This window comes from Nocardia sp. NPDC005366 (assembly GCF_040606855.1).
In the GTDB taxonomy this organism is placed as follows: domain Bacteria; phylum Actinomycetota; class Actinomycetes; order Mycobacteriales; family Mycobacteriaceae; genus Nocardia.
The window spans coordinates 1-21603 of sequence record NZ_JBEXFQ010000048.1; the positions used below are offsets into that span (position 1 = coordinate 1).

Sequence of the window (21603 nt, forward strand, 5' to 3'; positions counted from 1 at the left end):
CTGTGCGGTATCTGAAACAACACACAGACACTGCAGCAGGCATCCGGTATCCGGGTCTGCAACCCCTGGAAACACGGATTCCGTGTGAAAGAAATTGGGGGTTGTGGTTCCGGGTAGGGGTTGTCAGCGCTGTTGTGGATAGTTTCATAGAGTTACGGCGGCCATAGCGGCAGGGAAACGCCCGGTCCCATTCCGAACCCGGAAGCTAAGCCTGCCAGCGCCGATGGTACTGCACTCGACAGGGTGTGGGAGAGTAGGACACCGCCGGAACATCATTGCGGAAGGCCCCCAGCACAGCTGGGGGCCTTTTCGCGTTCACGGCCTTCCCTTGCGGACGGACATCCACCGGCTACCGTGGACTTCGTGGCCTCCACCAGAATCGGCAAACATATCGACGCACCGCGTTCGGTCGTCTATCGGCTGTTGATCGACGCCGAGGCGGTCGCGACCTGGATGGTTCCCACCGGAATGACAAGCCGTGTCCACGAATTCGACGCGAAGGTGGGCGGCGGCTTCCGCATCTCGCTGACCTATGACGAGCCGACCGACACCGGTAAGACCACCGCGCGTACCGACACATTCGGTGGCCGGTTCGTGACCCTTATTCCTGATGAGCAGGTTGTCGAGGTCATCGAATTCGAAACGGAAAAGCCGGATATCCGCGGTGAAATGACCGTCACCTACCTGCTGACCGACGCGGACGAGGGTGGCACCGATCTCATGGCCATGCACGAGTGTGTCCCGCCGGGCGTGGCCCCGGACGAGAACGAAGTCGGCTGGCGCATCTCCCTCGGAAAATTGGCCGACCTCGCCGAATCCGTGGCGACCGGGTAGTCGAGCTGGTCCGTCGAGGTGTGTGACTTGGCGCGCCACCGTTCGTGACGGCATCGCATCCACCCGGCGATCTGATTGAGCGGGCGCGAGCTGGGTATCGCCGCCGATGTTGTGGTCCACACGGCCGCGCGCACCCCGAGGGACGCGCCCAGGCGAAGGATGGGTGGCTCTCGGGGCGGCGGCCGGGAGCGAATGGAGGCACAGTGGAGTGATGTCGCCGTTGGACGATCGGCACCCGTCCAGCATCGCGGACTGGGATGATGCGCGACGGAAGGCTCGGCTCCGGGCAACCCGCCTCGGGCACGACTGGGAGACGTTGCGCCGCACCAGGGTGATGCTGCTGCGGTTGGCCGCACTGCTCATCGCGGGGCTCGTCGTCTTCGCGCAGTACTGGGCGAACGACGTGGCTCCGGAACGCGCGCGCCTGGCACGCACCGAACCGGCGGTACTGCCCATCGCCACGCCCGCCGATAGTCGGAACTGGGACACTGTTGTCGTCGATCTGGTCGGATTGGGTGGGCTCAATGCCAGCGATACCGCTGCCGCGCTCCCGTCGTTGAGCCGGATGGGTGTGGTGTGGGCGATCAAATACGACAATCGCGGTATCGACACCAAAGTCATCGCCGATCTGATCACCCGTGCGGCCCTGATGTCGGGCCTGAAGAACGTGATCCTGGTCGGGCACAGTATGGGCGGGGTGATCGCGCTCGAGGTGGCCAAGCATATTCACACCCACAGCGATCGACGGTTGGTGGCGGTGCTGCTCGATTGCACGCCGATGGACCTCAATGCGGTTCGACCGGAAAGCCGTGGCCGCGGTGAGGATATGGTGCGCTGGATGGGGTGGCTGCCCGGCGCGCGCGAGAGCCGCAGCTTGCGAGTGCTGGTCGAAACCTATGCTCGCCGTGACCAATTCGTCGACGGGTACGCCTATGGCCTGCCCGGTCTGCGGTTCGGCGATTTGCGCTCGGTCCTCGGCGAGGTGTTGCGCGAGAAGATCTATTCGCCCGACGCGGCGAGTAACGGTCTGATCGAGGCGCAGTTCCTGGCGATCGTCGCGGGCGGCGCGGTCGACGATCTGCGCGCGATGTCGGAGCCGGTCGACGGAAAACCCCGCCCCGCCATCGTTTTCCTGCGCCCGCGTGCCCCGGCGGCGGACGGCGTCGTCGACGTCGAATATTCGCATCGGGTGCTCGTCGAGCAAGTGGGGGGAGTGGATGGCACGTTGCTCGTGGCTTTTCCACGCAACACCGGTCACGCGAATCCGAGGCAGCGACCACGGGAATACGACAGGGTGATCACCGACCAGGTGCTGCCGTTCGTGCAGCGTTATCAGGCGCAGGCCAGGGCCGCGAACACCTCGGCCGCGCCGCGGTGATCGTGTTTGGCGGCATGACAGATCAGAGCGGGAAGTGGCCGTGCTGAGCAGAGTTCAAATCAGGGGAAACCAAACCGTATGCACGCGGGGCTGGAATTGTTTGAATCACCGGCATGTATCGACCAAGCACGATGTTCTCCGGCCTCCGTGGCCGCACTACTGCCGCGTTGCTCGCCGTGGCGACTGTTGCGAGCCTGGGATTGACCGGTTGCGCGAGCAATGACGAGCCGGTTGGTACCAGCAATGCCGACGCCCCGCTGCCGACCGAAGTCCCCGCGGGCACCACACTGACCATCGCCGACCAGTCCGAGCGGCTCCAGAGCGCGCTGCGGCTATCCGGCGAACTGGACAAGTTGCCGTTCACAGTGAAATTTGCCAATTTCGTCGGCGGGCCCGCGATCCTCGAGGCGTTCCGCGCCGAGGCCGCCGACGTGGCGCCGGTCGGTGACGTCCCCCCGATCCACGCACTGATCGCGGGCCAGGACGTGCCGATCATCGCGTCTTACCAGACCGCGTCGAGCGCATTGAAACTCGCGGTGGCGCCCGGACGTTCGATCACCCGTCTCGCGGATCTGAAGGGTAAGAAGATCGCCTACGCCGAGGGCACCGCCCAGCAGGCCGCCGTGCTGCGCGCACTGGACAAGGCGGATCTGAAAACCAGTGATGTGCAGCTCGTTCGGTTGCAGCTGGCCGAATTCCTCGACGCGGTGCGGACCGGACAGGTCGATGTCGCGCCGCTGATCGAGCCGAATGTGACCCGTCTGCTGCGCACGCAGGGCGCGTCGTTGATCCCGGATTCCGAGACGACGGGTATCTACAGTGGGCTCGCCTACCTCTACGCCCGCCGCGCGGTGGTGCGGGACCCGGCGCGCGCCGCCGCGACGCGTGCGCTCGTCGCCGCCTATGTGCGTGCCTACCAGTGGGTGAACACCCATCCGGCGGAATGGGCGCAGAAGTATTACGTGGACAACCAGAAGGTCAGTCCCGAGGATGCCAAGCGGATCGTCGAGTCGCTGGGCACCTACACCTTCCCGCATGTGGATCAGGCGTTGGTCGACCAGCAGCAGTCCACCATCGACGTGATCGACGCGGCCGGTGAACTGCCCAAGAAGGTGAAGGCGTCGAACGGGTTCGACCTGCGCTTCGACGCGGTGATCTCCGAGACGGTGTCCCAGACGGGTGCCGCATTCGCGCGAGGGAAGAACTGATGGCTATACGGACCGCCGACGCAGGCGTATTCGCCAGGCTGCCACGTATCGGCAGGGCCGAGTCGACGAAGGTACTGGCGCAACGTAAACCCGCGGGCAGGCGGCTCGGCCCAGGACGTCCGATCCCGTTCGGCATCGCGGTCGGCCCGGTGCTGCTGATCGCCGCGTGGGTCATCGGATCGGCCACCGGATCATTGGACGCCGACACGCTGCCCGCCCCGTGGACGGTGGCAGAGACCGCCGGTGACCTGATCGCGGACGGCAGGCTCCAGTCGAATCTGCTCACGTCGGTGCAGCGGGCGGGCTGGGGGCTTGGAATCGGTGTGGTGGTCGGCCTGGTACTCGCGCTGATCGCCGGGCTGAGCCGATTCGGCGAGGCCGTTGTCGACGGCCCGATCCAGATCAAGCGGTCGATTCCGACGCTGGCGCTGATTCCGCTGTTCATCGTGTGGTTCGGCATCGGTGAGGAGATGAAGCTCATCGTCATCACCACCAGTGTCGCCATTCCGATCTACATCAACACCCACGCGCAGCTGCGCAGTGTCGATACCCGCTATGTGGAACTGGCCCAGACCGTCGGTCTTTCGCGGTGGGGCTTCATTCGGCGGGTGGCGCTGCCTGGGTCGCTGCCCGGTTTCTTCACCGGGCTGCGGCTCGCGGTCACCATCGCGTGGCTGGCGCTGGTCGTGGTGGAGCAGGTCAACGCCACCAGCGGGATCGGCTATCTGATGACCCAGGCCCGCACCTACGGCCAGATCGACGTCATCGTCGTCGGCCTGGTGATCTACGGACTGCTCGGACTGATCGGTGATATCGCCGTGCGCGCGACGGAGAGGAGGGCGCTGTCGTGGCGACAGACCTTGGGCGATTGAACGGCGCCGCCATCGTGCGGTTGCGCAATCTCCACCGCGGTTTCGGTGAGCGAGTGGTGTTGCGCGGCATCGACATCGATATCGCGCGGGGCGAATTCGTCGCTCTGCTCGGACGTAGCGGCTCCGGTAAGAGCACGCTGCTGCGCGCGCTGGCCGAACTCGACTACGACGTCCCAGGCTCCGGCGATCTGACCGTGCCCACCGAACGCGCCGTGGTATTCCAGGATTCGCGGCTGCTGCCCTGGTTGCGCGTGCTGGACAACGTGACTCTCGGTCTCGGCGGCTCCGACGCCGCCGAACGCGGGCGCACCGCATTGGCCGAGGTCGGCCTCGCCGGTCGGGAAAGGGCGTGGCCCAAGGAGCTTTCCGGTGGTGAGCAGCAGCGTGTCGCACTGGCCCGTTCGCTGGTTCGGGAACCGGAGCTGTTGCTGGCCGACGAACCCTTCGGCGCGCTCGACGCCTTGACGCGCATCAAAATGCACGCGCTGCTCCAGGAGCTGTGCGCCAAACACAAACCCGCCGTCCTACTCGTCACCCACGATGTCGACGAGGCGGTCCTGCTGGCCGATCGCGTGCTGGTTCTGGACGAGGGGCGGATCATCATCGATCAGCGGATCGACCTGGAACGCCCACGCCGTCACGGCGATCCGGAATTCACCCGCTTGCGGGAAATCCTGCTGGCCGGCCTCGGTGTCGACGCCGCGTACATCTCATCGAATACTCGCGAGGAAGCGAAAAACGCCTCATGACCGAGCTACGTCAGCTCAGCCTGAATGCCTTCATCTACCCCTCCGGACATCACGAAGCGGCCTGGCGGCATCCGCAGAGCCGCCCGGACCGGATCTATGACGTCAGCTACTACCAGGAGATCGGCCGGACGGCCGAGGCGGCCAAATTGGACGCCGTCTTCTTCGCCGACGGACCGGCACTGCGCACCAACGTCGAGCACAACGCGGGCTCGGGACTGGAGCCGATCACGCTGCTCACCGCGATCGCCACCGCGACAACGCATCTCGGACTCATCGGCACCGCGTCCACCACCTATTACGAGCCCTACAACCTGGCACGGTTGTTCTCTACTCTCGATCACATCTCCGGCGGGCGCGCGGGCTGGAATATCGTCACCACGGGCACCGATCTGGCCGCCGCGAATTTCGGACTGGACAAACATCCCGAGCACGCCGAGCGTTACGCCAGGGCAAGGGAATTCGTCGACGCGGTGGTCGCGCTGTGGGACAGCTGGGAAGACGACGCGATTCTGCTGGACAAGCAAGCGGGTATCTACGCCGATCCCGACAAGATCCATCAGATCGATTTCGTCGGCGAATATCTCAAGGTGCGTGGGCCTTTCAACGCCCCACGCACCCCGCAGGGGCATCCGGTCCTGGTGCAGGCGGGCGCGTCGAACGACGGCCGCGCTTTCGCGGGGCGGTATGCCGAGGCGACCTTCACCGCGCATCAGCGACTCGAGGACGCGCAGGCCTTCTACGCCGATATCAAGGCACAGGCCAAGGGTTTCGGCCGCGATCCCGGCCAGATCAAGATTCTGCCCGGCATCAGCCCGTTCATCGCCGACACCGAGGCCGAGGCCAAGAAACTGGAGCGCGAGTTCAACGAACTCACCGTTCCCGACTACGGTCTGAAGCAGCTGGAGGCCATCGCGGGCAAGAGTCTGCGTCATCTGCCGCTCGATGAGGCGGTTCCGCTCGAATTGTTCAGCGACGCGGGCGATGTCACCGATAACGGCCGCAGTCGTCTACAGGTCGTCGCGGGCATCGTGCAACGGGAACGGCCCACCGTTCGCGGCCTGCTGCACCGACTCGCCGGGGCCCGCGGGCACCGGGTCTTCGCCGGTACTCCCGAACAGGTCGCCGATACCATCGAGGAATGGTTCCGCAATGGCGCCGCCGACGGTTTCAATGTGATGCCGCCGTACTACCCGGGTGGTCTCGAGGTATTCGCGCAGACCGTGGTGCCGATCCTGCAGGAGCGCGGAATCTTCCGCACCGAATACACGGGCACCACGCTGCGCGATCATTTCGGGCTGACACGTCCCGAGAGCCGGTACGCGCGCCGTCCGGCACTGGCCGGGTGAACGCCGAAGGCGGCTGTACCGGCGCCGGATATCCGGCGCGGTCGCACTCTCGTGGGCTCGTGGCGGTGCGCCGGTGATCGGCGGAACTGTCGCCTCCGATACATCGGCCGTGCTGCGCAGTCTGGCATCGACGATGTTCGTGCCGATGGCGATCTACAGCATCGGATACGGTGCGGCCGGTCCGATGTATGTGCTGCGGGCTGTTGATCTCGGCGCGTCGGCGGGCCAGGCGGGCGTGATCGTCGCGCTCACCGGGCTCGGCATGGTGCTCGCCGATCTGCCCGCCGGGCGGATCGTGGCTCGTATCGGTGAACGCGGCGCCATCGCGGTCGGTTCCGCGGTCGGCCTGGCGGGTGTGGCCGCGGCCATCTGCGCGCCGAATGTCGCGGTGCTCGCGGTGGGCATGCTGCTGGTCGGCGCGTCCAGTGCGGTGTGGGGGCTGGCGCGCCAGTCGTATCTGGTCGCTGTGGTCCCACCCGCCGATCGCGGTCGCGCGATGTCGCTGCTGGCGGGGGCCTCGCGGTTCGGGCTCTTCTGCGGGCCGTTCCTCGGAGCGATCCCCGTGCATTTCGTCGGCCCGAACGGGGCCATGTGGCTGCAACTCGTCACCACGGTGATCTCGGGGTCGGCGATGGTGGCGATTCCCGCCGTCCACGGCGACCATTCGGACGCGGGCGGCGGGCCGCTGCACGCGGTGATCTCCGAGAACCGCCGTGTCCTCGGCACATTGGGTTCGGCCGCGCTGCTCGTCGGCGCGGCGCGGGCGGCCCGTCTCGCACTGCTGCCGTTGTGGGCGGCGCATATCGGGGTGGACGCGGCGACCACCAGTCTGATCTTCGGCCTCGCGGGTGCGGCGGATGTCCTGCTGTCCTATCCGGCGGGTATCTGGCTGGATCGCTACGGGCGACGCGCGACCGGCGTGCCTGCCATGGCGCTGTTCGCGCTCGGGTACGCGGCACTGCCCCTGACCTCGTCGGCGGTCGCCGTCGGCGCGGCGGCACTCGTCCTCGGCGTGGCCAACGGTCTCAGCAACGGCCTGATCATGACGGTCGGCGCGGATGTCGCGCCGCGAGCCGGCCGAGCGGAATTCCTCGGCGCCTGGCGGCTCACACACGACGCGGGTTCGTTCGTCGGGCCGATCGCGGTGGGGGTCGTGAGTGTCATCACGGTGCTGGGCGCCTCCGCGCTCACCGTCGCATTGACATCGGCGGTCGGCGCGGCCACCATCCACCGATGGTTTCCCGGCGCACCCGCGTCGGGTCCCGCGCGGAACCGGCGCGCGGGACGGGCGCCGCGTCGCTGACATCGGCGGGTGCGATCGAGCGCGAAGGTCAGCGGCGCAGCGCGCCGGTGGCGTCGAATTGCGCGCCGCGGCCCTGCATCTGCGAGCGGTACCAGTTCTCGCGATGTGCCCTGGTGACGCGCTCGTGCAGGCGCGCGACACCGGGCACGGCGCGGCGGGTCAGTTCGGCGGCGGCGATGAACGGGGTGCGGGCCAGCGGCCACAGGATCCAGGGGAACGCGCTGGGAAGGTCGTAGGCGCGACGGGTGGTGGGGAGCATGTACAGCGCGGTGTAGGCCGAATGCATCCGGTAGTTGTATTGCTGCCTGAGCCTGCGCGGACCGCGCTGTCCGGGGCGGGGCGCGAAGGCCGCTGGATAGGATTCGATCAGTTCGCGTCCGTGCTCGCCGGCGTCATTGGATCTCGACACCATTACCATCGCGAGGATGCGCAAGGCGTCGCCGATGGTCTCGGGATACCAGTCGACCCGCACGCCGAGCAGATGCCCCATGTAGCGCTGGAAATGCAGCAGCGCGCGAATTTCGCTCGGGGAGGTGAAATGACCGAGCGGCCACAGTCCCAGCGCCGGTGTGACGCTTCCCGCCAGCAGGGTGAGCAGCATGTAGCTCTGGCTGATGGGAAGACCCCAGCGCTGCGGATCCCATTCCCGGTGCTGGGCAACGCGTTTGCGCACCGAGACGTGCATGATCCGCACCTTCAGCGCGGTGGCCCTGCCCGCCGAGCCCGCGGTCAGGATCGCGCCGGGTTCGGAGACGTCGATCCAGAACCGGGTCGTCTCTAGGAATCTCCTGAGCGCGTTATCACCCGCGTAGCCACCGGCCAGGGACAGCGGGGTCGCGACGGCCGCCTCGGTATACATTTCGAGGGTTTCGGCCCCGGCCATCGCGAAAAGCATGGTCCCCCAGCGTCGCCAGATCGCCGCGCCCGCTTCCACCAGGTCGGGCCGGACCCAGTCGGGAACGGTCTCGAATTCCCGGAACAGTTCGCGCATCGCGTCGTGCGCGTCGGGAACCGCGTCCACGCCGTCGCGCAGCGCCGCCTCGAGCATCGCGCGGCCACGTTTGGCGCCGGTCTCGCCGTCGAATACCTCGGCGACGAACCGTTCCGCGGTCGGATCGCCCCGGTACAGGTCGGCGCGGAACGCCTCGGCGATATCGTCGGAGGGGAAGAGATCGGCCCCGAACAGGTTCAGCAGGGTCGCGCGGATTCGGCGGACGGGTCGGCTGTCTCGCCGTTCCCGATATCGGAACGACGTCGGGTGCGCCGCGACGGCCTCCGTCGTTCCCGCACCGACCGGTACCGAGGTATCCATATGACCCGCGCTTTCAACAGAACTGGATGCTGCCTCCGGAGTGCCCGGGATTCCCATACCATAGAGTATGGCGCAACATACTCTCAAGTATGTGCAGTGGGATGGCTCGCGCTCCCACCCGTGCGGCCCTGCTAATCTGGGGACCGCATCGAGTCGACTCGACCACGCCGAGTCACGCGAAACGGCCTGTCACCAGGCCGGACGCGCCGGGCCGATATCGCGCCACCGGATGCGGGCGCGCCATCGGCCCGACTCGCTCGGACGACGAGAAGGTGGCGATGACGGACACGGCCGGGGAACGTCACGCGAGCGCCTCGGACGTGTCGAAGCGAAAAGCCGCGGCCGCGGCCAGGCGCGCACAGCGGACACCCAAGCTCACGGTGGCGGACTGGGTCGACGCGGCGATGTCGGTCCTGCTCACCGACGGTGTCGGCGCGATTTCGATTCCCCGGCTGTGCGAACACCTCGGTGTCACCAAGGGCAGTTTCTACTGGCATTTCGATGATCTGGAACATCTGCTCGAGGCGACGGCGGATCATTGGTGCGCCGCGCAGAACGACAGTGTCCGCGGCCTCCATGGTCTCGAGGCGTTGCCGCCCGATCAGCGGCTGCAACGCATGGGCGAACTCCTCGCCGGTGACGAACTCTTGAAGGTCGAATACGCGGTGCGCGACTGGGCTCGCACCAGTCCGAAGGTGTTCGACGCGGTGAAATCGCTCGATCAACGGATTTTCGCGGTGCTGGAGCAGACCCTGACCGAACTGGGCTTCACCCCGGCCGAGGCGCGGATGCGGGCCGCGATCCTGTCCTTCATCGGCATCGGTTTCGTGCACGGACGCGACACCCTCCCGACCCCGACCAGCGAGCAGATCCGGGCGACCTTCGATTTCATCACCGGGAAATGAGGGCCGACCGAGCCGGATACCCGCGGCCGTTCTCGATGTCGTCGGAGCGGTGGGCCCGCGCTCACCGCACCCGAGTGCCGAGCAGGTGGCGCACCCCCGCGACGAATAATTGCAGACCGAAATCGAAACGTGCGGTGGCGTCCGGTGTCTGGTCCAGCGGTGAGGCGTCGTCGGTGAGCGCGCCCGCGGAATCCATCTGCATGCGGGACTGTTCGTCGACGGTCTGACCGAGGACGTAATACAGCAGGGTGAACGCCGCGGATTCGGCCTCGGGCCGCGGCATTCCCGCGCGGATGGCGGCGCTCACCATGCGTTCGCGGCCCTTGCTCGTTGTCAGCCGGGAAGCGTATGTCGCCGAGACCAATTCGGCGCCGTCGCGGTAGGCGAGCAGGCAGTCGCGCAATCGGTGCGCCAATTCCGTGATCTGGGCCGACCACTCCTCGGCCCGCACGGGATCGTCCATCGGGGCGAGAATTCTGTCGGCGACCGCGCCGAGCAGCGCCTGCTTATTCGGGAAATGCCAATACAGCGCCCCGGGCTGGACCTGAAGTGAACCCGCGAGCCGCCGCATCGTCAGATCGGCGAGACCGTACTGGTCGAGGATGGCGATCGCGCCGTCGACCACGTCCGCTCTGTGCAGTTGCACCCGAAGTCCTCCACGATGTTGGTGTTTTGACTCGCCGTCTACCGCTACCCTAGCCTGAACACCGTTCAAGTTGCACGGCCACCTCGGCCGGACGAAGGGATTCGTGCAGTGACCCAGGCACCCGTGACCACCGATATTCTTGCCATCGCCCGCGAGCAGGTGCTCGTGCGCGGCGAGGGCCTGAACCAGGAACAGACGCTGGAGGTGCTGCGCCTCGGCGACGATCGGCTGGAGGAATTGCTCGCCCTCGCGCACGAGGTCCGCATGCAGTGGTGCGGGCCGGAGGTCGAGGTCGAGGGCATCATCTCGCTCAAGACCGGCGGTTGCCCCGAGGACTGCCATTTCTGCTCGCAGTCGGGCCTTTTCCAGTCGCCGGTCCGCGCGGCCTGGCTCGATATCCCCAGCCTGGTCGAGGCCGCCAAGCAGACCGCGAAGACCGGCGCCACCGAATTCTGCATCGTCGCCGCCGTGCGCGGCCCGGACGAGCGACTGATGGCGCAGGTCGCGGCCGGTGTCGAAGCCATCCGCAACGAGGTCGACATCCAGGTCGCCTGCTCGCTCGGCATGCTCACCCAGGAGCAGGTCGATCAACTCGCCGCCATGGGTGTGCATCGCTACAACCACAACCTGGAGACGTCGAAGTCGTACTTCCCGAATGTGGTCACCACCCACACCTGGGAAGAGCGCTGGGACACCCTGCGCATGGTGCGCGCGGCCGGGATGGAGGTCTGCTGCGGCGGCATTCTCGGCATGGGCGAAACATTGGAGCAGCGTGCGGAATTCGCGGCGAATCTGGCGGTGCTCGAACCCGACGAGGTGCCGTTGAACTTCCTCAACCCGCGCCCGGGCACCCCCTTCGGTGATCTCGAGGTACTGCCCGCGGCCGACGCGCTGCGCGCTGTCGCGGCCTTCCGTCTCGCGCTGCCGCGCACCATGTTGCGTTTCGCGGGCGGCCGGGAGATCACCCTCGGCGACCTCGGCGCGAAACAGGGCATTCTCGGTGGTATCAACGCCGTCATCGTCGGCAACTACCTGACCACGCTCGGCCGCCCCGCCGAAGCCGACCTGGATCTGCTCGGCGAGCTGAAGATGCCGATCAAGGCGCTCAACGAAACGCTCTGAACCGCGACCATGAGTAATGTCATGGATATGGACGAGCGCTACAACCCGTTCACCGGTAAGCGGATAGTGCCCGGGGTCGATGACGTGGTCCCCACGGCCGCGGCGATGGGCCTGGAGCCGCCGCGATTCTGTGAGCGATGCGGCCGACGCATGATCGTGCAGGTGAACCCCGACGGCTGGTGGGCGAAATGCTCTCGCCACGGCGTCATCGACTCGGCGAGTCTGGAATACCGGTAGTGGCGGCGGTGAATCCCGGCGGCCTGCGACGCGAAGTGGGCGCGGGTCTGCTGATCGTCGCGGGCGTGGTGCTCGCGAGTGTTGTCGGCGGTGCGGTGTGGGGGTATCTCGCGCCCGTCGAACAGCTGTTCGTCACCGAAGCCGGGCGCGGGGTGGTGCTGACGGGGGAGAGCGCGCACCAGTTCGACGCGCTCGCGATTTTCGTATGCATCGGTGCGGTGGTTGGTTTGCTGTGCGCGGCGGGCGCGTGGCGGCTGCGGTCGGCGCGCGGTCCCATCCTGGCGATCGGATTGCTGGCCGGATCGTTCATCGGCGCGTTCGCGATGCGGGTCCTCGGCGAGGCGGTGGCCGAATGGCATCACGCGAGGCCGGAGGATCCGCCGGTGGGACAGATCATCGCGATCGCCCCCGAGTTGGGTAGTTGGCTCGCGCTGATCGTGCAGCCGCTGATCGCCTCGCTGGTGCTGATGTTCACGGTGGCGCTCAATCCCTCCGAGGATCTCGGCACCGGTGTCGACGGCGCCTTCGGCGCGACGCGATCGACGCGATCGACGCGATCGACACAGCCCTACCCGTCGAATACCAAGGCCGATGCGGCCAGCCCCTACAGCCCCTACAGCCCCGCCGCGAATGGGGCCCACGGTGGGTACGATCCGGCCGGGCCGGTGCCGCAGAGTCGTCCCGCACGCTGACGCCGACGCCGACGCCACGCGGTGGAGGGGCGCTGTTCTCGTCGGTCGAACCGACTGCCGGGCGGCATGGGGAGAAAATCGGTGGAAGTGCGCTACGAGCGGCGGTTACGGTGGGAGCGCCGATCGTGGCGAAGGGGGTCTCACAGATGAAGGTACAGACGCGCACCGTGCTCGACCCGGGTACGGTGGCGAATCCCGTCGACGAGCGCCCGGATCTCGCCGCGTGGCGTCGGCGTCACGCGCTGCGGCGCAGTAGCGCCGCGCAGCCGGTCCGCAATATGCGCAAGTATCGGCGCGGCGTCAAACACAGTAAGCGGTCGCTGGATTCCTGAGGCGGGAACCGAATCGGGTGGGTTCGATGGCAGCCGCCGACTCGTCGGTCGACGAATGGCACTACATCGCACCGTATTTCACGTGGGCGGCCGGAGTGCGGCGAATTCGTCTGTGACCCGGATCCCGGAGTCGGTGAAACGGTAGAGGGCGGCGGGGCGACCGCCCGCGCGGCCGGGGGCCGCGGTGGCTCCGGTGGGGGTGATGACCTTGCGCCGGGACAGGACGCGCTGGAGGTTGGTGGTGTCGACGTCGTATCCGAGTGCGGCGCAATAGATCCCGCGCAGGGTCGACATGGTGAAGACCGGAGGGGCAAGGGCGAAGGCGATATTGGTGTAGGAGAGTTTGGCGGCCAGCCTGGTTCGCGCGTGTTCGACGACGGTGCCGTGATCGAAGGACATGGTCGGCAGCGCCGACACCGGATGCCAGGTGGTGTCGTCGGGGAGTTTTGGGTCGGCGGTGAGGGGGACGAGCCCGAGGTAGGCGGAGGCGATACGACGCGGCGCTGGCACCCGCTCGGGGGCGCTGAAAACCGCGAGTTGCTCGAGGTGGGCCAATTCGCGCACATCGACCTTCTCGGCGAGTTGGCGGCGGGCCGAAACGTCGAGATCCTCGTCGTCGCGGAGTCTGCCACCGGGTAGTGACCAGGTGTCCTTCTGGGGGGCGAGTGCGCGCTCCCACAGCAGCACGGCGAGTTCGGTTCGCCGACCGGGCCCGCACGGGTCGAATCCGGTTTCCATCGGCTCGACAACGCCGCTGCCTGCGGTGATGTCCGTCGAGAATCGACGAACCTGGAACACCGCGGTGAGCGTTTCATGGATGGTGCTACTATGGGCCATGTTTTCGATTGTAAGTCGAAAACCTGGTTTTGGTGCGAATCGGCGAAGCAGCCCCCGCACGAGGAAGGGAGCCATCATGGCGACTATGGGTGCGCAGCTCGCGCCTACGCTGATGGAACAGGTCGTCGACGGCCCGTCAGGATTCTCCGGTGTCGACGCGACGCCGCAGTGGGCGCAGGAGGTCAAGCGGCTGGCGCGCGAGCGCAACGCGACCATTCTCGCGCACAACTACCAGCTGCCCGAGATCCAGGACGTGGCCGATCACGTCGGTGACTCGCTGGCGCTGTCCCGAATCGCGGCCGAGGCCGCCGAGGACACCATCGTGTTCTGCGGCGTGCACTTCATGGCCGAGACGGCCAAGATCCTGAGCCCGGACAAGACCGTCCTCATCCCGGATCAGCGCGCGGGCTGCTCGCTGGCGGATTCGATCACCGCCGACGAACTGCGCGCCTGGAAAGCCGAATTCCCGAACGCCGTCGTCGTGTCCTACGTGAACACCACCGCCGAGGTGAAGGCGCTGACCGATATCTGCTGCACGTCGTCGAACGCGGTCGACGTCGTCGCCTCCATCGACGCCGACCGCGAGGTGCTGTTCCTGCCGGACCAATTCCTCGGCGCGCACGTCAAGCGGGTCACCGGGCGCGAGAATATGCAGATCTGGGCCGGGGAATGCCACGTGCACGCGGGTATCAACGGTGACGAACTCACCGAGCAGGCGCGCAGCCACCCGGATGCCGAACTGTTCGTGCACCCCGAATGCGGTTGCGCCACCTCGGCGTTGTATCTGGCGGGTGAGGGCGCGTTCCCGGCCGACCGGGTGCACATCCTGTCCACCGGCGGCATGATCGACGCGGCCAAGGCGTCCACCTCGAGCCAAGTGCTCGTCGCCACCGAGGTCGGCATGCTGCATCAGTTGCGTAAGGCGGCTCCCGGCATCGACTTCCAGGCCGTCAACGATCGCGCCTCCTGCAAGTACATGAAGATGATCACCCCGGCCGCACTGCTGCGCTGCCTGACCGAGGGCGCCGACGAGGTGCACGTCGACCCGGAAACCGCGGCGCGGGGCCGGAATTCGGTCCAGCGGATGATCGAGATCGGCAATCCCGGCGGGGGCGAGTGACAGCCCTTCGGGGCGCAGGACGCGCGCCGGTCTCCGGGCCCGCGCGTGACGGTGATCTATCGAGGCCGCCGATCGGCGGCTGCCGGGCCGGGCGGGCTCGGAGCGAGAGGCGTGGAGAGATGACGGCTCCGGTATCGATCGAGTGGGAAGCCGCCGCCGATCTCGTGGTGATCGGCGGCGGCGTCGCCGGTCTGACAGCGGCGCGGACGGCGTCGCTGCACGGATCGCGGGTGCTGGTGCTCAGCAAGGGCGGTCCCACCGATACCTCGACGCAGTATGCCCAGGGCGGTATCGCTGTCGTCGCACCGCAAGAGGATTCGATCGAATCACATGTGCGCGACACGGTGGAGGCGGGCGCGGGACTGTGCGAGGTGCAGGCGGTGCGATCCATTGTCTCCGGCGGCCAGGACGCCGTCGCGGCATTGACCGATCTCGGCGCGGTCTTCGATCTGGGCCGCGACGGCCAGATCTCGCGCACCCGCGAGGGCGGGCACAGCACCCGCCGGATCATTCACGCGGGCGGTGACGCGACCGGCGCGGAGGTGCAGCGCGCGCTCAACGCGGCCGGGCTGCCCGTGCTCTTCGGCGCGGCGGCGTGCGAGGTGGTCACCGGGCCGACCGGGGTGCGCGGAGTGATAGCGGTGTCGGAGCAGGGTTTCGGCGTCGTGCACACCCCGGCCGTATTGCTCGCCACCGGTGGGCTCGGCCAGTTGTACGCGCTGAGCACCAACCCGTCCGGCGCGACCGCCGACGGCATCGCACTCGCGCTGTGGGCGGGGGCGGCGGTGGCGGATCTGGAATTCGTGCAGTTCCACCCCACCGTGCTCTACACCCCCGGCGGTACCGGTCGGCGGCCGTTGATCAGTGAGGCGGTCAGGGGCGAGGGCGCGGTCCTCGTCGATTCCGCGGGCAATTCGGTCACCGCCGGGGTACATCCCCGAGGTGACCTGGCGCCACGCGATGTCGTCTCGCGGGCCATCGCGGCCCGCATGCGTGAACTCGGGACCGATCACGTCTATCTCGACGGACGCGCGATCGACGGTTTCGCCCAACGGTTCCCGACCATCACCGCCTCCTGCCTGGCGGCGGGGCTCGATCCGCGCGTCGACCTCATCCCGGTCGCCCCCGCCGCGCACTACCAATGCGGCGGCGTTGTCACCGATCCGCACGGCCGCACCGGCGTTCCCGGTCTGTATGCCGCGGGGGAGGTGGCGCGCACCGGTCTGCACGGCGCGAATCGGCTGGCCTCCAACAGCCTGCTCGAGGGCCTCGTCGTGGGTGAACGAGTGGGAGCCGCGGTGGCGGAGCGGCGCGACGCGCCCGCCGAGGTGACCGAGATCAGGACCCGCACCATGCCGAGGGTGGCCCGTGCGGCATTGCAGCAGGTGATGACGGCGCACGCGTCGGTCGTCAGGGACAGGGACGGACTCGACGAGGCGACCGAGCGACTCGAGCGTGCCGTGCTGCGCAGTATGTCGACGCGTTTCACGCAATCGGTGCGCGCCGCGACGGGCGATTGCGCCGTCCTGGCCCCGGAAACCCTTGCCGCCCAGCGTATCGCCGACCTCGAGGACGGGGCGCTCACCTTGACGGCGCGCGTCATGCTGCTCGCGGCCGCGGCACGCACCGAGAGCAGGGGCTGTCACACCCGCTCCGACCATCCGGATTCGGATCCGGCGCTGCGGCACAGCATTCCGATCCGCCTCGACAGCGACGGACATCCCGATGTGCGGCCGATGGCGGGGGCTCCGGAAGGTCCGCTGCTGGCGGTGCGCTTGGCGGCCGATCCCGATGCGCCGGAACTGTCGATCGCTGTGCCATGAGTACGCGGATCGCCCTCGTTCCCGGACCGTCCACTCGGCTCGACCGGGTCGGTCGCCTCGCCGACACGTCGTCGCCGCATACTCGCCCCGGCGAGAACACGTTAGGAGTACACCCATGACCCTCGATGCCGCGTTGAACCGCGACGAAGTCATCGCGCTGATCCGCACCGCGCTGGACGAGGATCTGCGTTACGGACCCGACGTCACCACGATGGCGACCGTCCCCGCCGAAGCGGTGGTGAAGGCGTCCATGGTGTCGCGTCAGTCCGGCACCGTGGCGGGCCTGGACGTCGGGTTGCTGGTTCTGGACGAGGTGATCGGCGCGGACAACTACGAAATCACCGATCGGGTCGCGGACGGTACGCGGGTGGCGCCGGGCGACTGTGTCCTCGGCATCGTCGCGCCGACTCGCCAACTGCTCACCGCCGAGCGCACGATGCTCAATCTCGTCTGTCACCTCTCCGGAATCGCCAGCGCCACCGCCGCGTGGGTGGACGAAGTCGCGGGCACCCACTGCAAGATCCGCGACAGCCGCAAAACGCTGCCGGGTCTGCGCGCCCTCCAGAAATACGCGGTGCGGGTCGGCGGCGGTGTGAACCATCGGATGGGGCTCGGCGATGCCGCCCTCATCAAGGACAACCATGTCGTGGCCGCCGGTTCGGTGGTCGAAGCGCTGCGCGCGGTCCGCGAGCTGGCTCCCGATATCGCCTGCGAGGTCGAGGTCGACAGCCTGGAACAGTTGGATGCCGTCCTGGCCGAGGGCGTGGAACTCGTTCTGCTGGACAACTTCCCGCTGTGGCAGACCCAGGCCGCCGTGCAGCGCCGCAACGCCGTCGCCCCGGATACCGAACTCGAATCCTCGGGCGGGTTGACCGTCGAGGTCGCCGCCGATTACGCGCGCACCGGCGTCGACTACCTCGCCGTCGGCGCGCTCACCCATTCGGTACGTGTCCTCGATCTCGGCTTGGACATGTAGGGACGAGCAGCGACAGCGCCATTACGTGGTCAACTCACGTTCCAACGGAGTTCTGAAGCGCGGGATCACACGAACGTCACCGAACCATTCGGCGATTTTCGCGACCTCCCGTTCGATCATGGCCACGTACTCGGACCCGACATCCTCCACCAGGCGGTAGACGATCTCGCCGTCCTTGCGCTGCACCCATCCGCCGACGATACGGCCGTCGCACCATATAGTCGGGCCGATATTTCCGTTGCGGTCGAACAGGACGGGTCCGTGCGGGCCGAGGTACCAGCCGCGCGACTGCCACCCCATGGGGGTCGGGTCGAGCGCGGGCAGCAGGGCGGCCCAGGGTTCCGGCGCGGCGACGGGTTCGGTGTCCTCGGCGAGCAATACGCCGACGGCGCCGTCGAGGTCGACCTCGATCACGTCGAGCCCGGCCAGGGTTGCCCGAACTTCGCCGAGTGTCCAGCCGGTCCACCATTTGATATCGGAGACGGGCGCGGGCCCGAAGGCGTGCAACCACTTGCCCACCAGTTCGGCGCGCGCCTGCTCCACGGATAGGGCGGCCACCCCGCCGGGCAACCAGGATTCGACGGGCACCCAACTGTATTGGCTGCTCGTCCAGCTGCCGTTCGGCCTTCCGCGCACGATGCGCCCCTCGCAGCCGAGCGCGACCAGCACCCAGGTGGTGATATTCGTCGGACGTGAATAGGACTTGTCCGGCGCGGGATTCACCTGGGTGCGCAGTCGCGGCACATCCTTGCTCAGCTGCGCCCCCGTCGCCACACCACGGGCGAGTAGCGCCGCGTGCGTCTCCGCCTCGACCGGCGAGCCACATCGACACATCGCCGTCGATCACGCCTTCCTGTTCGAGGTACCGGCCGTAGGTGCGTCGCAGTTTGATCGCGAGCGCGTCCGCGCACGATGCCTGCAGCGCGGGAACCAATTCGATGGGCGCGACGAACATGGTGCGCCGCATCGCGAGCATCCGCAGCAGCGTGCGGTCGTCGTACAGCGCCTTCTCGACATGGGCGGGGGTGGCGGTGTTACTGCGCGCGCAGACCGAGAGATAGACGGTCGCGGGGTCGGTGGCGTGCAGCACCACCAGCGAGCGCGCCACCTCGGTCACATCGTCGCTGCGCGAACCGGTCGCGAGACGGTGCCGGACAGCCAGCCTGGCCCGCCGTTCGGCGGCATCGATCGAACGCATAGGCGAATACTAGCGGGGCGGTCCGACAGGTGGCGGTAATCGAATCGGACGACGTGAAGCGCTGGTCAGAGCCCGAATTGGCGCGGATCCAACCGCAGCGCCTGGCACGCCTCGCGCACGGCGGCGACCTCGGCCTGGTCGAAATCGCCGTCCGCGTTGCCGATCAGGATGCCGATCTGCACGACCGCCTCTGCCTCGGTCGACTTACCTGCCACCTTGCCGATCTGCTGGAGGACGTGGGCGCGTCCGAAAGCGGGATCGGCGACGAGCCGATTGCAGTTGTCCTCGAACAACTGTCGCAATTCGTCGGCGGGGAAATTCGACAGCGCGGGCTCGGTGCCGACGAGGCCGGCCACCCGCATCCGCTCGTTCGGGTCGATCGAACCGTCGGCCGCCGCGACCAGCGCGCACATACCCATCGCCGCGTCGCGGAAGGCCCCGCCGCGCAGTTCGTTCTTCTTGCTCAGCAACTGCTTGCGCCACTGCGGTGCCTTGTCCACCACATCCATCAGGCGGCCGAAGGTGTGTGCGTTGGACACGAGCTTGTTCAAGAAGGCCATTGATCTGCTCCCCGGAAAGAGAATCCGGACCGGCGCAAACGCGGTCGAGACTCCGAATCGACATCGGCACGCTAGCAGAAGGATGTCCGGCCCGCGCGATTCGATTATCGACCGGAATTCGATCGGTGTTAATCCCCTCGAGCAGACCGGATTCGGTGTGCTCGCATGGGATCATGCAGTGATGAGGCCTGGACGTGGATTGCTGGCCGTGTGCTGTGTGCTGTGGGGAACTCTCGTGGCCGTCGGCGTCGTGACATCGCCCGCCGCGGCGGACCCGAATTGCGAGATCCGCGTCGCGGTGCGCCCGGTGACCGTGACGGTGGACGGCGAGGACGCGACCGGCCGGGTATTCGAGCCCTACCGGTGCGCCCCCGGCGACCTGCCGCCCCGGCAGTTGGCGGTCGCGGTGCACGGGCACGGGGGTTCGTCCGCCGACTATTCCGAGTACATCATCTCGATCGCGCGTCGCGTCGAAACCCCCTTCCTCGCTATGGATCTGCGCAGCGACGCCAGTGTCTGGCGAGCCGGTGACTGGAATCTGCGGGCGGGCAGGCGCGATATCGTCGCCGCCACCCAGTGGTACCGGGACGAGCACCCCGGGATCGAACGCACGGTGCTGTGGGGTTGGAGCCAGGGCGGCATCATGAGCGGGTTGGCCGCCGCGTACGCGCCACGCGGACTGTTCGACTACTGGGTGGACAACTACGGTCCCGGCGACGATTTCACGATGTGGGCCGCCGGGGGCCTCGTCGATCCGGATCTGCCCGCCCAGATCGAACGGGACGCGGGCGGTTGCACACCGATCGTCTGCCCGCGGGCCTACCTGGACCGTTCGCCCGCGCTGCTGGCCGGGCGTATGGAGTTGCGGCGCGCGTTCATCGTCCACGGCATCGCCGACGATGTGGTCCCCTACGTGACCAGTATCGAGATGCGCGCGGGCCTGCTCGCCGCCGGTAAGCCGACGTCGATGTACACGGTGGTCACTGGCCGCGATCTGAGCGGCGCGATCGTGCCGGGAGATCACAGCGTCGGCCCGGCGTTCTTCGAAGGCGGCTGCGTGGTGGAACGTCTGTTGCTCGGCCTCGAACCCGTCGACGGTCCCGATCGCGACTATGTCGTCGACGTCGCGCGCGGCGCCGTCAGCGCCCCCGCCGCACCGCCCGGCGCGAAATGCGCGGCCTGAACTCGCCTCCCTTATCCGCCGCGGATCCGGAACAGTTCCGTGCGCCGCGTGGTTGTGCGATGGCGGATGGGCGAACGCCCGCGAGGAGGTAACGATGACGGACCCGGCATACCGGTGGAACGGGGCGGTCCTCGACCTGGACGCCTACCTGACCAGGATCGGTTTCGACGGTGAGCGCGCGCCGACGACGCGGACATTGCGCAGGCTGGTGCACCTGCACACCACGACGATCCCGTTCGAGAATCTCGAGATCATCCTCGGGCGCGGTATCGCGCTCGATCTCGAGACTCTGCAGGACAAGTTGATCCGGCGGCGTCGCGGCGGGTACTGCTACGAGAACGTCGGGGTGTTCGCGGCAGTCCTGGAACGGCTCGGTTTCGGTGTGACGGGGCTGAGTGGGCGGGTCACCATGGGGGCGACCGAGGGGTTGCGGCCCGCCACCCACGCGCTGTTACGGGTCACGACCGGCGAGGACGATCGGATCTGGATGGTCGACGTCGGATTCGGCGCGGGGCCGCTCGAGCCCTACGAATTGACCGAAAGCGCAGGGGAATTCGCGCTGGGGCGGTGGCGGTTCCGGCTGGAACGGCGGGTCGGCGAGCTCGGCGCGGATCTGTGGGCGCTGCACCAATTCGGTCGTGACGGCTGGATCGAGCGATACACCTTCACCACCGATCCGCAGTACCGCATCGATTACGAGGTCGGCAATCATTTCGTCTCGACCTCACCGCGTTCGCCGTTCACCACGCGCCCCTTCGTGCAGCGCTTCCACCCGGACGTGCACTACGTCATCGACGGCGCGACCCTGATCACCGAGTACCCGGACGGTTCCGGTGACACCCGCGAACTCGAATCCGCCGAACTGCCGAAAATCCTGTCCGAGATCTTCGATATCGACCTCGATGCGGCGGACGCGGCGTCGCTGGTGGAACGGATCGGGCCCGCCCGCTGACGGACCGGCGGGAATCGC

The 21603-nt window shown here is 67.5% G+C and carries 22 protein-coding genes, 1 rRNA gene and 1 pseudogene; 18 read left to right on the plus strand and 6 right to left on the minus strand.

The features are described from left to right. The first annotated feature begins 153 nt into the window (after nucleotides 1–153). The 8 genes from rrf (at nucleotide 154) to ABZS43_RS33295 (ending at nucleotide 7690) form a co-directional block, all read left to right on the plus strand. Nucleotides 154–270 (plus strand): 5S ribosomal RNA (gene rrf, locus ABZS43_RS33260). 93 nt (nucleotides 271–363) lie between these two features. Next, a complete protein-coding gene (locus tag ABZS43_RS33265) occupies nucleotides 364–834 on the plus strand; it encodes an SRPBCC family protein (RefSeq protein ID WP_355039968.1) in 471 nt (156 codons plus the stop codon). A 211-nt stretch (nucleotides 835–1045) separates the two neighbouring features. Then, nucleotides 1046–2212 (plus strand): alpha/beta fold hydrolase, encoded by a 1167-nt coding sequence (locus tag ABZS43_RS33270; RefSeq protein WP_355039996.1) that lies wholly within the window; start codon nucleotides 1046–1048, stop codon nucleotides 2210–2212. 113 nt (nucleotides 2213–2325) lie between these two features. Beyond that, nucleotides 2326–3420 (plus strand): ABC transporter substrate-binding protein, encoded by a 1095-nt coding sequence (locus ABZS43_RS33275; protein WP_355039969.1) that lies wholly within the window; start codon nucleotides 2326–2328, stop codon nucleotides 3418–3420. A 5-nt stretch (nucleotides 3421–3425) separates the two neighbouring features. Beyond that, nucleotides 3426–4292, plus strand: coding sequence for an ABC transporter permease (locus ABZS43_RS33280; protein WP_355039997.1), 867 nt, complete (start codon nucleotides 3426–3428; stop codon nucleotides 4290–4292). Beyond that, on the plus strand, nucleotides 4268–5041 hold the full coding sequence (locus tag ABZS43_RS33285; RefSeq protein WP_355039970.1) for an ABC transporter ATP-binding protein: 774 nt from the start codon (nucleotides 4268–4270) through the stop codon (nucleotides 5039–5041). Before ABZS43_RS33280 ends, ABZS43_RS33285 begins: the two co-directional genes overlap by 25 nt. After that, nucleotides 5038–6387 (plus strand): LLM class flavin-dependent oxidoreductase, encoded by a 1350-nt coding sequence (locus tag ABZS43_RS33290; RefSeq protein ID WP_355039971.1) that lies wholly within the window; start codon nucleotides 5038–5040, stop codon nucleotides 6385–6387. The genes ABZS43_RS33285 and ABZS43_RS33290 overlap by 4 nt, the downstream gene beginning before the upstream one ends. 73 nt (nucleotides 6388–6460) lie before the next feature. Then, nucleotides 6461–7690, plus strand: a complete 1230-nt coding sequence (locus ABZS43_RS33295) for an MFS transporter (protein WP_355039972.1) — start codon at nucleotides 6461–6463, stop codon at nucleotides 7688–7690. A gap of 28 nt (nucleotides 7691–7718) precedes the next feature. On the opposite strand, the gene ABZS43_RS33300 is transcribed toward ABZS43_RS33295, so the two are convergent. Beyond that, nucleotides 7719–9002 (minus strand): oxygenase MpaB family protein, encoded by a 1284-nt coding sequence (locus ABZS43_RS33300; RefSeq protein WP_355039973.1) that lies wholly within the window; start codon nucleotides 9000–9002, stop codon nucleotides 7719–7721. 278 nt (nucleotides 9003–9280) lie between these two features. Here ABZS43_RS33300 and ABZS43_RS33305 point away from each other — a divergent pair, with 278 nt between their 5' ends. Then, complete coding sequence (locus tag ABZS43_RS33305; protein WP_355039974.1) at nucleotides 9281–9907, plus strand: TetR/AcrR family transcriptional regulator; 627 nt, start codon at nucleotides 9281–9283, stop codon at nucleotides 9905–9907. A gap of 61 nt (nucleotides 9908–9968) precedes the next feature. Here the strand turns inward: ABZS43_RS33305 and ABZS43_RS33310 are convergent, their stop codons facing one another. After that, nucleotides 9969–10553: a TetR/AcrR family transcriptional regulator C-terminal domain-containing protein gene (locus ABZS43_RS33310; RefSeq protein ID WP_355039975.1), complete on the minus strand. Its 585-nt coding sequence runs from the start codon at nucleotides 10551–10553 to the stop codon at nucleotides 9969–9971. A gap of 108 nt (nucleotides 10554–10661) precedes the next feature. Here ABZS43_RS33310 and bioB point away from each other — a divergent pair, with 108 nt between their 5' ends. The 4 genes from bioB (at nucleotide 10662) to ABZS43_RS33330 (ending at nucleotide 12936) form a co-directional block, all read left to right on the plus strand. Next, on the plus strand, nucleotides 10662–11675 hold the full coding sequence (bioB, locus tag ABZS43_RS33315; protein WP_355039976.1) for a biotin synthase BioB: 1014 nt from the start codon (nucleotides 10662–10664) through the stop codon (nucleotides 11673–11675). A 9-nt stretch (nucleotides 11676–11684) separates the two neighbouring features. Continuing rightward, nucleotides 11685–11912 (plus strand): hypothetical protein, encoded by a 228-nt coding sequence (locus ABZS43_RS33320; protein WP_355039977.1) that lies wholly within the window; start codon nucleotides 11685–11687, stop codon nucleotides 11910–11912. After that, nucleotides 11912–12604 carry a DUF2567 domain-containing protein gene (locus ABZS43_RS33325; RefSeq protein WP_355039978.1) on the plus strand — a complete coding sequence of 231 codons (693 nt, stop codon included), beginning with the start codon at nucleotides 11912–11914 and terminating at the stop codon, nucleotides 12602–12604. Before ABZS43_RS33320 ends, ABZS43_RS33325 begins: the two co-directional genes overlap by 1 nt. 146 nt (nucleotides 12605–12750) lie before the next feature. After that, the gene (locus ABZS43_RS33330; RefSeq protein WP_355039979.1) at nucleotides 12751–12936 is read left to right on the plus strand and encodes a hypothetical protein; all 186 of its coding nucleotides are present in this window, start codon (nucleotides 12751–12753) and stop codon (nucleotides 12934–12936) included. A 78-nt stretch (nucleotides 12937–13014) separates the two neighbouring features. Here the strand turns inward: ABZS43_RS33330 and ABZS43_RS33335 are convergent, their stop codons facing one another. Beyond that, entirely contained in the window at nucleotides 13015–13773 is a 759-nt protein-coding gene (locus ABZS43_RS33335) for an NUDIX domain-containing protein (protein ID WP_355039980.1), read from the minus strand. Between the two features lie 76 nt (nucleotides 13774–13849). Between ABZS43_RS33335 and nadA the strand changes: the two genes are divergently transcribed. The 3 genes from nadA to nadC all read left to right on the plus strand — a co-directional run bounded on the left by nadA (nucleotide 13850) and on the right by nadC (nucleotide 17692). Beyond that, nucleotides 13850–14893: a quinolinate synthase NadA gene (nadA, locus tag ABZS43_RS33340; RefSeq protein WP_355039981.1), complete on the plus strand. Its 1044-nt coding sequence runs from the start codon at nucleotides 13850–13852 to the stop codon at nucleotides 14891–14893. 71 nt (nucleotides 14894–14964) lie between these two features. Then, nucleotides 14965–16716, plus strand: a complete 1752-nt coding sequence (locus tag ABZS43_RS33345; RefSeq protein ID WP_355039998.1) for an L-aspartate oxidase — start codon at nucleotides 14965–14967, stop codon at nucleotides 16714–16716. 115 nt (nucleotides 16717–16831) lie between these two features. Continuing rightward, nucleotides 16832–17692: a carboxylating nicotinate-nucleotide diphosphorylase gene (nadC, locus tag ABZS43_RS33350; RefSeq protein ID WP_355039982.1), complete on the plus strand. Its 861-nt coding sequence runs from the start codon at nucleotides 16832–16834 to the stop codon at nucleotides 17690–17692. Nucleotides 17693–17713: 21 nt separating this feature from the next. Here the strand turns inward: nadC and ABZS43_RS33355 are convergent, their stop codons facing one another. The 3 genes and pseudogenes from ABZS43_RS33355 to ABZS43_RS33365 form a co-directional block, all read right to left on the minus strand. Then, the gene (locus ABZS43_RS33355) at nucleotides 17714–18526 is read right to left on the minus strand and encodes a winged helix DNA-binding domain-containing protein (protein ID WP_355039983.1); all 813 of its coding nucleotides are present in this window, start codon (nucleotides 18524–18526) and stop codon (nucleotides 17714–17716) included. Nucleotides 18527–18632: 106 nt separating this feature from the next. Further along, nucleotides 18633–18890: pseudogene (locus ABZS43_RS33360) on the minus strand (crosslink repair DNA glycosylase YcaQ family protein); the annotation flags it as partial. Between the two features lie 65 nt (nucleotides 18891–18955). Then, nucleotides 18956–19450 carry a tellurite resistance TerB family protein gene (locus tag ABZS43_RS33365; protein ID WP_355039984.1) on the minus strand — a complete coding sequence of 165 codons (495 nt, stop codon included), beginning with the start codon at nucleotides 19448–19450 and terminating at the stop codon, nucleotides 18956–18958. A 181-nt stretch (nucleotides 19451–19631) separates the two neighbouring features. Here ABZS43_RS33365 and ABZS43_RS33370 point away from each other — a divergent pair, with 181 nt between their 5' ends. Both ABZS43_RS33370 and ABZS43_RS33375 read left to right on the plus strand, forming a co-directional pair. Further along, entirely contained in the window at nucleotides 19632–20633 is a 1002-nt protein-coding gene (locus tag ABZS43_RS33370; RefSeq protein WP_355039985.1) for a prolyl oligopeptidase family serine peptidase, read from the plus strand. Nucleotides 20634–20727: 94 nt separating this feature from the next. Then, nucleotides 20728–21585, plus strand: a complete 858-nt coding sequence (locus ABZS43_RS33375) for an arylamine N-acetyltransferase (RefSeq protein WP_355039986.1) — start codon at nucleotides 20728–20730, stop codon at nucleotides 21583–21585. Nucleotides 21586–21603: the final 18 nt, after the last annotated feature.

Excerpts from the sequence above, each read along its gene's own strand:
- ABZS43_RS33355 (WP_355039983.1), bottom strand. The coding sequence starts at position 18,526 with ATGTGTCGATGTGGCTCGCCGGTCGAGGCGGAGACGCACGCGGCGCTA.
- ABZS43_RS33300 (WP_355039973.1), bottom strand. The coding sequence starts at position 9,002 with ATGGATACCTCGGTACCGGTCGGTGCGGGAACGACGGAGGCCGTCGCG.
- ABZS43_RS33275 (WP_355039969.1), top strand. The coding sequence starts at position 2,326 with ATGTATCGACCAAGCACGATGTTCTCCGGCCTCCGTGGCCGCACTACT.
- ABZS43_RS33375 (WP_355039986.1), top strand. The coding sequence starts at position 20,728 with ATGACGGACCCGGCATACCGGTGGAACGGGGCGGTCCTCGACCTGGAC.
- ABZS43_RS33370 (WP_355039985.1), top strand. The coding sequence starts at position 19,632 with ATGAGGCCTGGACGTGGATTGCTGGCCGTGTGCTGTGTGCTGTGGGGA.
- ABZS43_RS33365 (WP_355039984.1), bottom strand. The coding sequence starts at position 19,450 with ATGGCCTTCTTGAACAAGCTCGTGTCCAACGCACACACCTTCGGCCGC.
- ABZS43_RS33290 (WP_355039971.1), top strand. The coding sequence starts at position 5,038 with ATGACCGAGCTACGTCAGCTCAGCCTGAATGCCTTCATCTACCCCTCC.
- ABZS43_RS33270 (WP_355039996.1), top strand. The coding sequence starts at position 1,046 with ATGTCGCCGTTGGACGATCGGCACCCGTCCAGCATCGCGGACTGGGAT.
- nadC (WP_355039982.1), top strand. The coding sequence starts at position 16,832 with ATGACCCTCGATGCCGCGTTGAACCGCGACGAAGTCATCGCGCTGATC.
- ABZS43_RS33305 (WP_355039974.1), top strand. The coding sequence starts at position 9,281 with ATGACGGACACGGCCGGGGAACGTCACGCGAGCGCCTCGGACGTGTCG.
- ABZS43_RS33335 (WP_355039980.1), bottom strand. The coding sequence starts at position 13,773 with ATGGCCCATAGTAGCACCATCCATGAAACGCTCACCGCGGTGTTCCAG.
- ABZS43_RS33330 (WP_355039979.1), top strand. The coding sequence starts at position 12,751 with ATGAAGGTACAGACGCGCACCGTGCTCGACCCGGGTACGGTGGCGAAT.
- ABZS43_RS33320 (WP_355039977.1), top strand. The coding sequence starts at position 11,685 with ATGAGTAATGTCATGGATATGGACGAGCGCTACAACCCGTTCACCGGT.
- nadA (WP_355039981.1), top strand. The coding sequence starts at position 13,850 with ATGGCGACTATGGGTGCGCAGCTCGCGCCTACGCTGATGGAACAGGTC.